This window comes from Tsuneonella flava, assembly GCF_002870965.1.
Classification (GTDB): domain Bacteria; phylum Pseudomonadota; class Alphaproteobacteria; order Sphingomonadales; family Sphingomonadaceae; genus Tsuneonella; species Tsuneonella flava.
This window is the reverse complement of the sequence record NZ_PHSO01000010.1, coordinates 84,806-97,100: the sequence shown is the minus strand read 5'-3', so window position 1 is coordinate 97,100 and position 12,295 is coordinate 84,806. Positions and strand designations below refer to the sequence as shown.

Annotated in this window: 15 protein-coding genes; 7 read left to right on the top strand and 8 right to left on the bottom strand. The window is 59.0% G+C overall.

Features of this window, described 5'->3' with window-relative positions:
* Positions 1–515 (bottom strand): type IV secretory system conjugative DNA transfer family protein (locus tag CV013_RS14505; protein ID WP_198591883.1); only part of this gene is annotated, 515 nt, incomplete at its 3' end.
* Positions 516–809: 294 nt separating this feature from the next.
* On the opposite strand from CV013_RS14505, the gene CV013_RS14500 reads away from it, so the two are divergent.
* The 5 genes from CV013_RS14500 (at position 810) to map (ending at position 4,587) form a co-directional block, all read left to right on the top strand.
* The gene (locus tag CV013_RS14500) at positions 810–1,334 is read left to right on the top strand and encodes an MbcA/ParS/Xre antitoxin family protein (RefSeq protein WP_102156423.1); all 525 of its coding nucleotides are present in this window, start codon (positions 810–812) and stop codon (positions 1,332–1,334) included.
* Positions 1,331–2,005, top strand: coding sequence for an RES family NAD+ phosphorylase (locus CV013_RS14495; protein WP_102156417.1), 675 nt, complete (start codon positions 1,331–1,333; stop codon positions 2,003–2,005). Before CV013_RS14500 ends, CV013_RS14495 begins: the two co-directional genes overlap by 4 nt.
* Positions 2,006–2,052: 47 nt before the next feature.
* Positions 2,053–3,387 (top strand): hypothetical protein, encoded by a 1,335-nt coding sequence (locus tag CV013_RS14490; protein WP_102156416.1) that lies wholly within the window; start codon positions 2,053–2,055, stop codon positions 3,385–3,387.
* A 212-nt stretch (positions 3,388–3,599) separates the two neighbouring features.
* On the top strand, positions 3,600–3,806 hold the full coding sequence (locus tag CV013_RS14485) for a ParD-like family protein (protein WP_102156415.1): 207 nt from the start codon (positions 3,600–3,602) through the stop codon (positions 3,804–3,806).
* 1 nt (position 3,807) lies between these two features.
* A complete protein-coding gene (gene map, locus CV013_RS14480; RefSeq protein WP_102156414.1) occupies positions 3,808–4,587 on the top strand; it encodes a type I methionyl aminopeptidase in 780 nt (259 codons plus the stop codon).
* Positions 4,588–4,946: 359 nt separating this feature from the next.
* Here the strand turns inward: map and CV013_RS14475 are convergent, their stop codons facing one another.
* Both CV013_RS14475 and CV013_RS14470 read right to left on the bottom strand, forming a co-directional pair.
* Positions 4,947–5,756, bottom strand: a complete 810-nt coding sequence (locus tag CV013_RS14475) for an alpha/beta fold hydrolase (protein WP_102156413.1) — start codon at positions 5,754–5,756, stop codon at positions 4,947–4,949.
* Positions 5,743–6,948, bottom strand: coding sequence for an MFS transporter (locus CV013_RS14470; RefSeq protein WP_102156412.1), 1,206 nt, complete (start codon positions 6,946–6,948; stop codon positions 5,743–5,745). The genes CV013_RS14475 and CV013_RS14470 overlap by 14 nt, the downstream gene beginning before the upstream one ends.
* A gap of 96 nt (positions 6,949–7,044) precedes the next feature.
* Between CV013_RS14470 and CV013_RS14465 the strand changes: the two genes are divergently transcribed.
* Entirely contained in the window at positions 7,045–7,533 is a 489-nt protein-coding gene (locus CV013_RS14465; RefSeq protein WP_102156422.1) for a MarR family winged helix-turn-helix transcriptional regulator, read from the top strand.
* A 224-nt stretch (positions 7,534–7,757) separates the two neighbouring features.
* Positions 7,758–8,525, top strand: a complete 768-nt coding sequence (locus tag CV013_RS14460) for a hypothetical protein (RefSeq protein ID WP_123640029.1) — start codon at positions 7,758–7,760, stop codon at positions 8,523–8,525.
* Between the two features lie 277 nt (positions 8,526–8,802).
* Here CV013_RS14460 and CV013_RS14450 read toward each other — a convergent pair whose 3' ends face one another.
* The 5 genes from CV013_RS14450 to CV013_RS14430 form a co-directional block, all read right to left on the bottom strand.
* The gene (locus CV013_RS14450) at positions 8,803–9,516 is read right to left on the bottom strand and encodes a DUF3592 domain-containing protein (protein WP_102156409.1); all 714 of its coding nucleotides are present in this window, start codon (positions 9,514–9,516) and stop codon (positions 8,803–8,805) included.
* A gap of 45 nt (positions 9,517–9,561) precedes the next feature.
* Positions 9,562–9,837 carry a class I SAM-dependent methyltransferase gene (locus tag CV013_RS14445; protein WP_190276578.1) on the bottom strand — a complete coding sequence of 92 codons (276 nt, stop codon included), beginning with the start codon at positions 9,835–9,837 and terminating at the stop codon, positions 9,562–9,564.
* Positions 9,838–9,840: 3 nt separating this feature from the next.
* On the bottom strand, positions 9,841–10,734 hold the full coding sequence (locus CV013_RS14440; RefSeq protein WP_102156408.1) for an NAD(P)/FAD-dependent oxidoreductase: 894 nt from the start codon (positions 10,732–10,734) through the stop codon (positions 9,841–9,843).
* Positions 10,724–11,188, bottom strand: a complete 465-nt coding sequence (locus CV013_RS14435; protein ID WP_102156407.1) for an Rrf2 family transcriptional regulator — start codon at positions 11,186–11,188, stop codon at positions 10,724–10,726. Before CV013_RS14435 ends, CV013_RS14440 begins: the two co-directional genes overlap by 11 nt.
* A 193-nt stretch (positions 11,189–11,381) precedes the next feature.
* Positions 11,382–12,287: a LysR family transcriptional regulator gene (locus CV013_RS14430; protein WP_102156406.1), complete on the bottom strand. Its 906-nt coding sequence runs from the start codon at positions 12,285–12,287 to the stop codon at positions 11,382–11,384.
* Positions 12,288–12,295: the final 8 nt, after the last annotated feature.

The window sequence follows — 12,295 nt, the reverse complement described above, 5'->3', positions numbered from 1 at the left end:
CTGCCGGTCCATGACAGCAGCGACGGCACAACCAGGCCAACGCCCTTGCCCGATCGGGTCGGCGCGAATGCCATGACATGCTCCGGCCCGTCATGGCGCAGATACTCGCTACCGTGACGACCAAGGAACACGCCCGCGTTACGGAAAAGTCCGGCCCGCGCGATCTCCCAACGCTTGGCCCAGCGTGAGGAACCGTAGGTAGTGACATTGCGCTTCTGCCGGGCGCGCCAGAGCGAACCGGCTATCGCTGAAGCGCAACCAAGGAAGCCGCTGGCCCCGGCCAGCGCCCCCGCCCTGTCGAACACTTCCGGCGCATAGGCCTCATAGTGATACCACCATGCAAAGAGCTGCCAGGGCCGGTAGATCGGCGTATCGAATACGATAGTCCAGGGCGCGCCGAGTTGTGCCTGATAACTCAACATCGAGGCCGCCCATTGGGTCGCCGCCCACAGTCCCAGAATGACGATGGTGAAAACGACGAGTATCTGACCAATGAGGAGCTTGGTTGGGGTCATGTGGGCCTCCCTGCAGAAGGCGCAGAAACACGCCTCTGACTGTTGGCCCTATTGTCCGTTCATTCACTGCCGTTCACCATGTGCCCAACCTGCGCCAGCCTACGCCTTACGCAGACATTTCCGCCAACTTGCAGGCTCTCGCGCCAGACACACACCTTCGAATCTGTATCGAACCATGAGTCGGCAGAGCCTGGATCGCCGGACAAACACGACTTTGATCGACGGCAATCGCGCTTCTTGCAAAATGTCCATATCTGGACTATATCCCTATCAAGACTCATGGAAGGTGGCGATATGATCCGGAATGGCATCGTGGAAACAGACCGAGCCCCCGCACCTCTGCAACTCGGCGCAAACCGGTTTTCACCTGAGAACCGGCGCCGGTTGAGTGCCCCGGCACTCCGGACATTTCTGGCCATCGCTGATCTCTGGGGCCTTTCCGAAGAACAGCGCCGCCTCATGCTCGGCTACCCTTCCCGCTCCACTTATCATAGCTGGTGCCGCAAGGCCCGCGAGCATGACGCAATCACTCTGGACGTCGATGTTCTCACACGGATTTCCGCTGTTTTCGGCATTCATCAGGCATTGGGTGTCCTGTTTGGCAGCGAGCATGAAGGCAAGGAATGGCTCCGCACGCCGCACCATGCCCTGCTGTTCGGCGGCCATCCTCCGCTCGATCTGGCCGCTAACGGCACCATGGATGGATTGATGCTGGTGAGGCGGTTTCTCGATGCCGCGCGAGGCGGCGTCTACATGCCGCCCAACGCTGCCGATGCCTCTTTTGAACCGTATGAAGACAGTGAGATCCTGTTCCAGTGACGGAACGGTTCACGCCCGCACCGCAGCCGGCCTACCGGCTCATACCCTCGCAATTTCCCCCTATCGGCCTGTTCGACACCGTCTCAACACCAGCCGATCTTGAAGCCGTCATGGAACTGGCCGGCTGGACGAATGATCGGCTGGTGGCTGAGCGCATCCAGCGATTACCTCAAAACCAATGGGTCCATGGCAGACCCAATGCGAGTGTGATCATGGCCAGTTTTTTGCATGTTGCGCCAGGCGGGATGCGGTTCAACGCGCCGGACCTTGGCGCCTGGTATGCATCGACTTCGGTACGCACCGCCGCTGCCGAAGTCGGCCATCATCTCCGCAGGGAAGCCCTGGCGCGGAACGTGCCAATGATGAGACGGACATACCGGACATACTCAGCGACATTATGTGGCGACAATTATCGCGATATCCGTGGCGATCAGTCCAACCTCGCCGCAATATACCGATCGGACAGCTATGCCGCCTCACAACCATTTGGCGAAGATATCCGTAAGGCAGGTCATGCCGGCATTCTCTATGACAGCCTTCGCCATCGCGGCGGCGGCAATATCGTTGCCTACCTTCCCACAAATGTCGAGCGCGTGACGCAAGCCGATCACTATGAAATCCGTGTCGAGGCCACGGGACGAAATATCGAGGTGACGCGGCTGACATTGTAGAAGACACACATTGCTTCAGGCCATTCAGGACGTGGGAAGATGTCACCATGACGCCAAACGCCAACGACACAGCTCTGACACGCTGGCAGCAGCTCGCGGCCGCGCCTCAGACAATCACCCTTCCTCAGATGGAATTACTCGCCGGCGACCGGGAGCCCCCGATTGTCAAAGGCTCCGGCGAAATCCACCTCGAATCTCCTAGCAGCTTCGAATACACGCTCTCAGGGCTCCCTGAGGACGTGGCCTACGCTCTGAAGCAGATACAACGACAACGCGATAATCGCTACGATGGCCTGAAACGCTTCCGCCTTATCGGCACCGCTACTGATGGTACCGAGTATATGGCTGGCTGGACTATCCCTAGGATCGAGACGGGGAGAGATGCCTGGACGTTCAGCGGCGAATGCGAAGGGCTGCTGACTGACGATGTCAATGTAGCGGCATCATCAAGCGGCGCGACGGAAGTGCAATTCATTATCCCCCGGCATCATCGCGCTTTCTTGCTTCTCGAACATTTCGTGACGACGCCGCGTGCGGATGGCCCTCCGGCCCCGCGCTATGACCTCGATATCGAGGGAACGACCCTGCAATTTCGTTTCGACGCCAGGGCCAGCCTTTTGACGATCTCGACGCCCGGAAGCGATCTTCTACCTCTCACCTTAACCGAAAACTGGCTGGGCGAACCATTGCGGGTTTTGTTCGGCCAGCTGGTCTTTCCTCGATCGGTCGCACGTAGCTTCCCGAAAGGCGGGGCAATGATCCGTGTCGGCCCTGCCCCAATCTGGCATCGCGATTCCGATTGGACGGGACTTTGGAGCGAAGAGGATCTCTCAGGCAAAGACAGGTTCTGGCGACTATATGCCGACCTGCTGCTATTTGTTGCACGCGCAGGCGATTTTGAAAGCCACAAGGTCACAAAACTTTACGAAGAAATCATCCAGGCTTCTCGCGGTTCGCGATGGATTACCGCCCTGACATTGGCGAGCAGCGTCGAAGGACTAATTCGGATTCTCTCGCCACGCGGCACAAAGCGCGCTGACGCTGATCATGACGCAGCGACGGCGTTGGTCGGACATATCAGATCGTGGGGCGATTCCTCCAAGCCCAAGGCGACCATCGATCGTCTAAAAAGCATCGCAAGCAACGCGATCCATTACGCCGCCAATACCACGCCCAAACATGTGCTGGCTCGTTTATGCAACGCGGGCGTAATCTCTCAGCTTGAACTCAGTGCCTGGGACAAAATTCGCAACTCAGTGGCGCACGGCGAACTGGTTTCTCCCTATTCAAGCGAAGAAGACGATGCATTGCTCCTCTCGCTTGCCACCCTGCTCCATGCTCTAACCCGCGAAATCGTGCATCCAACTACGAATCTGGGGTGAGAACGCACACTGGGAGGCCGCCGCCGCACGGGCGGTTTCCATCTCACTGGGAAGTTCGCGCTGTTCTTGCTGCGGTTCAACGGTTCATCTTTGTCGCGCAGAAGCGCCCCTGACAGTTCGCCCCCTCATTATGTAGCCGCTTGGGGCTTGGTATATTGATCGAATATACGAATCATATATATTCCGTATATTCTGCATCAAGGAGTCACGCAGTGGGTATCGTGAAAATCGCCGACGATCTGCATGAGGAAGTGCGCCGCGCCAGCACCGTCATGTGTCGGTCCATCAACGCGCAGGCCGAATTCTGGATGAAAATCGGCATGCTGGCTGAAGCCAATCCCACGCTGTCGTTCAGCGATATCGTGGCATCGCAAATTGCCGCCGCGCAGGTGGGGATACCGGACACGCGGATCGTTTGACATGGTAAAAACATCTGAAGAGCTGGCGCTCATGCGCATTTCAGGAAAGCTGCTCGCATCCGTCTTCGAGATGCTGGACGGGCAGCGCCTTGCCGGTATGTCGACCATGGAGGTCAACGATCTGGTCGACCGTTTCATCACCATGGACCTTGCCGCGCGTCCGGCCAGCAAGGGGCAATATGGCTTCAAATATGTCCTGAACTGTTCAATCAATCATGTCGTCTGCCATGGTGTCCCCGATGCGAATGAGATCATCCGGGACGGCGACATTATCAATCTCGACATCACCCTGGAGAAAAACGGCTTCATCACGGATTCAAGCAAGACTTATCTCATCGGCGAAGTATCACCGACAGCGAGACGACTGGTGCGCGTCGCGCAACAAGCTATGTGGCAGGGCATCAAGCAGGTGCGCCCGGGCGCCCATCTCGGGGACATCGGCTTCGCCATCGAGAAACATGCCAAAAGGCACGGCTACTCAGTCGTGCGCGACTATTGCGGGCACGGCATCGGGCGCGAGATGCACGAAGAGCCTCAGATCATGAACTTCGGCAAGCCTGGGACGGGCCTGAAGCTGCGTGAAGGAATGGTCTTCACCATTGAGCCGATGATCAATCAGGGCACCAGAAAAGTTTCAACGGAAAGTGACGGATGGACGGTCGTAACAGGGGATCGTAAACTATCTGCGCAGTTCGAGCACACCGTGGCCGTAACCGAACAGGGCGTCGATGTTTTGACGCTCCGTAACGATGAAACCGCAATGCTGGCGAATAAATTTTAACATTGGCGACGTGGGCTATGTCGCTTTGATTATTTGAAGATGCTCGATCTCATATGAAATTTTCGCATATCAGGGAGCAGGAATGGCAGATAACATCTTGGACGGCGCAAATCTGGAATCGCTACTGTCTTCGCCCTCTCGACAGGCCAGACGTTCCCAAATCCAAATCGGCCTCCTGAAAACCGTCATCTATTCATATGGCTCCAGTGGACAACAAATCAGCACCTTACAGGCAGCACCCTGACCGCCTTCGAATTTCGGAATTAAAGAGGAAGCCAGCTGGTGCCCCCTCCTGGCGGTGTGGCTCTTCGTTGAAACCAAGATCCATACCGCCAACAAGCCCATGCTGTATAAACCTGCTAGATTGCCTTGTTATCGTGCAAGAAAGTCAGCATGTGGGTGTTGAAGGCATCACTCGAATCCACATTCGAGATGTGTGCCGCACCGGCAATTTCGACGTAAGTTCCTTCGGATATTCGCTGGGCCATCATCCTGCTGTAGCTCGGCGGGGACATGCGATCCTCGCTACCCGCGATCAGTAGCGCGGGCATGATCAGATCCGCGATCCGCTCCAGCGCATCAAAACCGGTGATTCCGCGCGCGACGTTGGCCAGCGAGGCGCCGTCGCTGGTCGCCGCGATACCATGCCAGACCTGATAGGTGCGCATGCCTTCTGGACTGTTCTGGAAAGCCGGCGAAACCAGCGAAGGCCAATTCTGCTCGAACCGCGTTACCGGGCCATGATGGCTCTCGAAAGTTGTCGCCCAGCCTTCGGCCATGACCTTGAATTCCGGCGATGTCGTGCGCGGAAAACTGTTGGCCACGACGATGCGCCCGAAGCGATCCGGATAACGCAGTGCGAGTTCGAGCGCGACCATTCCGCCGAGCGACAGGCCCACTATATCCAGCTTGCCAATGCCCAATGCCGCAAGGAGTTGTTCGCTATCGTCGGCGATATCGGCGACCCCGAAAGGAACGGAAAGCTGCTCGGAAGCACCATGGCCTGCATGATCCGGGACAATCACCTGATACCCCGCCGCGACAAGGGCCGGAATTTGCGGACCCCACGCACGCCCCGAATTGCTGATGCCATGCAGCAGGAGAATGGGCCGCCCTTCCCCAAAAGTAAGGAAATAGTTGGTTCGACCGCTCGCTTCATAAAAGGCCATTTGCAGCTCCTTTGTCAGAGTGGAATTTTCCGTTATAAAACAGTCTCTCACCGGGGCGCAGACGTGCTGCGAGAACAACAAGGAGAACACACAGCCCGATCATCAGCCACCAAGCCGGAGCGAGATCGGCCAGCCGTTCTCGCATGACGCCGGCAACGAATGGCAGCAACGCCGCCAGCAGATAGCCACCACCCTGCACGAAACCAACGATCTGCCCCGCCTGCGCCGGATCGTCGCCGTGGTCCATCGCCACGATCAGTGAGAGCGGGAACAAGGCACCGATGCCCAATCCGGCCAGTATCGCTGCCAGCCAGGCAAGGGCCAGCGGAGCGAGCGCCAGGCACAGGAGACCGGCCAACAACGCCGCTATCGCCGGGAACAGCAGGATGCGGCGATCGTGAAAAGCGCCGACCCAAAGCGACACTGCGATACCGGCAACAACCTCGGTCAGTGTCACCAGTGACAGCAGCGTGCCGGCAGCCTGCCCAGACCAGCCCAAGCGGGTATAATAGGGCGGCAACCAGGCAAGGACGAGTGTGTAGGCACCTGTGCCGAGACCAAAGAAGAGCAGCAGCGTCCAGACGCGCGGCGTTCGCCACAGTCGCTGCGCGGGGGGCAACACACCAGCCCCTGCGTCTTTCGGTCCGGCGACCTGCCACAGGCCCAAGGCCAAAAGAGCTAGGCCGCCCCATAGACCAAGCGCGGTCGGCCAGCCATGAAGTGGAGCGATCCGCGGGCTGACGAAGCTGGCGAGTAGTGCACCACCCATGATTGCGGTGGAATAAAGCCCCATCATGCCGGCCGCGCGCACGCCATAATGATACTGGATAACTGCGGGCATCAGCGCCTGAACGCTCGCAATTCCAATGCCCCCGAGCACCGCCGTCGCGACAAGGACGGGCGCGTCAGGCCAGAACAGCCGGCCAAGGCATGCCAGGGCTATCAAGAGAATACCGAGGAAGATGCCAGAGGATGTGCCTAGCAGGGCCTGCAAGCGTGCTGTGCCAAGCAGGCACACGCCCATTAGCATCACCGGCAGGGACGTGAGCAGGCTAGCCCCAGTATCGCCAAGAGCCGTATCGCGCTGAATGGCGTCGAGCAGCGGTCCAACGCTTGCAAGCAGCGGGCGTAGGTTGAAGCCGACAAGCAGGATCGCAGCCGGAAGCAGGGTCCGGCCCAGAAGCGTGGGCAAGATGGTTTCTCCTGAAAGGCGCAGTTGCCAAGTTCGGCGTTCGCCATCTATCTTGATGTAGAGGAATATATCTCTACGTCAAGATAGATGGGCAAAATGGACAGAGCAGAAATGGCGGCCCGGCAATGGGCGCGGGAATATCCGGGTCTGGAAACAGGACCGATGGTGCTGCTAGGGCGCTTGGGAGAAGTCGCCCACGTGATCGCCCGCGACCGGCTCAATCCGCTCTTCGCCCGGTTCGGGTTGCAACCAGGCGAGTTCGACGTTCTCGCGACGCTAAGACGAAGCGGTGCCCCCTACGCCCTGACGCCAACGGCTCTCTATGAGGCGGCGATGATCTCGTCTGGCAGCATGACCAACCGGATCGACAGGCTGGAGAAGGCGGGTTTCGTCGAAAGGCAACCGCATCCATCCGATAAGCGCGGCACTCTTGTCGCACTAACAGGGCAAGGTCTGGCGCTGATCGAGCGAGCCATCACGGCTCATGTCGCAAATCAGCAGGAGGTGGTAAGCGTGCTCAATCTCAAAGAACAGGAACAACTCTGCGCCTTGCTGGCTAAGCTTGCCAAATCCGTCGACAACTGACGCCAACAAGCCAGCCACTTTCGGCGCTCGTTGAGCATCTGCAATACGGTCGTTTGTTCATGTCGTTCTGCTATACGTATTACGACTTCACGCATTGGTGAAGCGCTGACAAACGAAGATCGCGCGGTGCATGTCGCGTTTGGAAAGCTCCTTGCGATCAATCCTTGAAAGTCGCGGATTTCGCCCAAACATGAGCAACGGCAGAGGGAGACAAGACCTTGGGAGTGGGATTTTTTGCAGGTTTGAGCCCAGGCGATCATGTGGGGCATTTTGATGCGCTTCGTCAGATGGCCGAGACGAACTACGGTGTCACGATCCCCCAGGCACCCCATAGGCGGGCAGAGATCTGGTCGTGGGCGGAAGCCGTCTTCAAGGCTCCGCTGGGTCAAGAGGTTCGGGCTTTTCTGGGTTTCATCGCAGATGTCGCTGCCAGCGGAACTTTTGAAACACTGGCCGGAGACAAGGGAAAGATGGAGCCGACCGATCCCTGCCAGTACTGCCTTGAGTTAACCAATCTGAACGGACTCGATCCCTCATTTGAAGGGATCAGCTACATGAAAACTCGTGATTTTGAATCATATTTTTCAATTCTGGCGTCGAAGCAGGGGCATTCTCCTTGCCCGACCGCGAATTACTCCCTCCGAAAGCACAAGGGGAAGCCCGAACTTGCGCGCAGCCCATATGGTGATGTCAGCCTTATTTCCTTCACGCTTGATTTTTTTGGACAGCAGGTAACGGAAGCCGGTCGCGCGTTGAGCTCATCCGCACCGGATGTCGCGGCGTTACAGGAGGAAGCATATAGTTGCTATGGCGCTCCAGCTGACCTGGGCGGAGGCGTGTATTATTATGAAGATGAGAATTCCGCGCTCTTAATCCGGCCTATCGCAGATATCGGGATAACTTTGTCTATACATGACCTGCGCAAGCACTCGCCCGTTTCTGACAGGCTTTTGGAGCTGATAGAAGGTGGGACGTCCGCGTTCAAAGCATAGCACTTCTCGCAATATGTCATGTCCGGCGTCAGCCCTGCCATTTCTAGAGATCAGCTTGCGCCGCTCCGCCCGAACAAGTGCTCGCAGCTTTTGGCGTTCCTGATAAGGGCCCCCGCGCCGCAGATGATGTGGGTGGGTAATTCCGCTTCACGGTTGCATTCGGCGCGGTGGATCTCCGGCATTTCAGACCTTCGCTGCAAGGCACGGATCACGCCCAATACGGCATACATATTCATTCTTCAACGGGCTGCACCGCGCCTGCGCTCACGCCGCTCCTTCAGTCGGACGAAACGCTACCCGGAAGATCGACATGATAGCGCTGCGGATTGCTTGGATCGAGCAGCACGCGTATCTTGCGTCCGGTCAATTGCGTCGTCGGATCGACCCAGATCGCCTCGCTCTCGAAACGACGCAAGCGCCCAGTCGCCGGGTCTGTCGCCTGAGCCACGACCCGAAAGGGATGCTCCCCATTGCGCTTGATGCGCGTATCCCGAAATACATGAAGAAAGTCCGCATCAATGGGCTTTCCTTCGCGCAGCAATCGCGAGATTTTTCGGCCTCGTTTCAGGTCGATGGCAAACAGAACGGCGCCAAGCGCCGCAAATGTCGCGCCGAGGCCGAGGAAGATCGTGAGCATGCCTCTGCGGCCCCAGAAGTCATCGACAACGGCATGGGACGACCGCTTCGGATCATAGAGAACCGGAACGTCTTCCCCCACAGAAAAGCGCGGCGGGTTGGAGCGTACAGTTTCGCTGAACTCCAGCCGACGCCCACTTCCATCGGTATAGCCGATGATCGCTGTATAGCTGATGCTCTGTCCACGATCCCGGTCCCGTTCGACATGGCGAACCAACTCGATTACGGTTCCTCGCGCCTTTTCAGCGTCCGCGCTAAAATCGGCATCCCGTTGCCACAAAACGGCACTCGCGGTGAGGAAGATGAAGCCGGTCGCAGCGAAGATGCCGCCTACCCATCTGAACAGATTCTTCATTTGCCCTCAATGACATTGCAGCCGCCAACGGCGCAAGCGTCATACTCAACAAATCCGTAGGCTCTCTCGTGCTAGATTGAGCATTTCTGCTGGAGGGTCGACACCGACCAACCGCCAGTCAGGCTGCGCTTCGGCGAACGCCTTGAGTTCCAGACCGCCCCCGGCACCATAGACGAGGATATCAGAATGCTGTGGCGCGCGCTCCGCCAGTAGGAGCATGGCCATGCGATGGAGGTCTGCATAACCCGGCACCTTGCGCGGTGTATCTTCGGCGTAGCGCGCAACAGCGGCCGAATCGGTAAAGGGACGCAGCGTGTCCATCGTTCAACCGAAGACAAGCGCGCGGTGCGCCGATGTACCTGCCGTGACACCGTCGGCGACGGCCCAGCTGACGCTGTGCGGCGCACGAGCGATATCGCCAGCTGCATAGAGGCCCGGAACCGTTGTCATCTTGTCGCCATCGGTATGGATGATCGGCCCCATCGGGCCTTCGTCGATCCGGGCATCGAGTTGTTCTGCAACCGGGCTGTTCAGGCACGAGCGCGGTGCGATGTAGAGCGCAGAGACAGCGCTGCTCCGGCCATCGGCGAGTTCAATCGCAGACAGGTCCGTTCCTTTACCTGCCAATCCCAGAACGGGGGCCGGCTCGATCCTGACACCGCGCGCATAAAGCTGAGCGGCCTCATTCCCGGACAGTTCCGCTCCGTTCAGATAGAGCGTCGTCGGTCCCCATTCTGTAATCAGTTGCGCCTGATGAACCGACATCGGCGTGCGGTAGAGTACCCCCAACGGCCGATCGCTGAACTCGAAGCCGTGACAATAGGGACAGTGTAGGACGGTCTTCCCCCACCGCTCCTGCACACCCGGCAGATCGGGCAATTCGTCGTGCAGGCCGAAGGCAAGGATCAGCTTACGAGCGGTGATTTCCTCACCTTGGGCAAGAGATACTGCAAAGCCATTCTCAATGGCTCGCGCCTCGCTCGCCCGTGCATCCGTCAACTCGACGCTATCATAGGCCTGAAGCTGCGCGCGCGCCGCCGCGAGAATCTCAGCGGGGTTGCTGCCGTCCTGCCCCAGAAAACCATGCGAGGCCTCCGCGAATCGATTACGCGGCTTACCGGTATCGAGAATCCGGACATTGCGGCGCGCCCGCGCCAGATAGGTTGCGGCCGCAAGGCCTGCAAAGCCGCCACCTACGATGATAGCATCATGCTGCATGCGAGGTCTCCGGCGTGATTGCGCCGCCGCGTTCGGTCAGGCGCGCGTGAAAATCGGCGCTCAATTGCGCCAGGGTGATTTCGCCGAACCGGCGCAGCAGCAAGGCCTCGGCGTCGTCGAAGGCCTGCCCCAGCGCCGCATTGACGGCCTGTTCGACCAGACAGCCGGGCGCGTCGGTGCGATTGCCCATGGCCAGTATCTCCGGCCGCCCCAGTGCCTCGTAAATGTCACGCAGCGTGACGGTCTCAAGATCGCAAACGATCGTCCAACCGCCGCCATGCCCTTTTTCGGAATGCACGAAGCCCTGCTCGCGAAGCCCAGCCATAACCCGGCGGATCACGACCGGGTTGGTATCCATCGCACGGGCGAGTGTTTCGGATGTCTGGGGACCGGACTGTTCCGCCATGTGCAGCAGCACATGAAGCACGCCCGACAATCGGCTGTCTCTTTTCATGTAACTTCATTTGATGCGTAAAACACGCAATGTCAATGGCAGATCAACGCGACGCAAAGCCGCTAGAAAAATTTGCTGGGTGTGCGGTAGATCGCCGACTTTGCGGCCGTTCACCGGCCCAAGTCGGTTCGTCGAAACCGGCCCTAAGTTCATGTTTGGCAGACGAAGGCCACCTGCGAGAACTGACGCTAGCCTAACGCATATTCTCGCTCAGGAAGTCGACGAATACGCGCACGCGGGCAGGGAGGTTGGCGCCGCCGACGAACACCGCATTGATCTGTTCGATGTCGCCGGGGTTATAATCCTCCAGCAATGGCACAAGTTCGCCGCTGGCAATCTCCTTCACGACACTGAACGCGCCGACACGCGCTATGCCGACACCTTGTGCGGCGAGCTGGCCCAGCGTCTCGCCATTATTCGCCTCGATGCTGCCCTTCATGGCGAGGCTGAACTCCTCGCCGTCACGCATGAACGGCCAGACCGGCTCGCTGCGGCGAAAGTTGAAATTCAGGCAATTATGCCTGTGAAGGTCCTCCGGCACGTGCGGCATCCCGGCACGTGCCAGATAATCGGGAGAGGCGACGATGACGCGGCGGCTCTCGCCCAGCCTGCGCGCGGTCAGGGCGCTATCAGCAAGCGGGCCGAACCGGATGGCGACATCAGCCTGTCCGGCCGCCACGTCAACCAGAGCGTCGGTGAGAGCGATATCGACCAGAATATGCGGATAGGCCTTAGCGAAGCGTCCGAGCAACGGCACGACACATAGCCGCCCATGCGACAGCGCCGCGCTGATCCGCAGGCGCCCCCGCGGCATGCCCTGATCGGCGATCTGTTGCTCGCTATCGTCGAGATCGGCAAGGATACGGCGCGCGGCCTGGAGATAGGCGAGACCCTCCGCCGTCGGCGTGAGGGCACGCGTCGAGCGGAGCAGCAGCCTAATGCCGAGCCGCGCCTCAATCCGGTCGACGGTGCGGCTCACCGCAGACGGCGTCAGGCCGAGGGCGCGGCCGGCTGCGGAAAAGCTCCCACGGTCGATCGCAGCGACGAATATTTCCATGGCGCGCGCACGATCGCCACCCTCAATCACTTTTGCGTCCATAGCAAAGA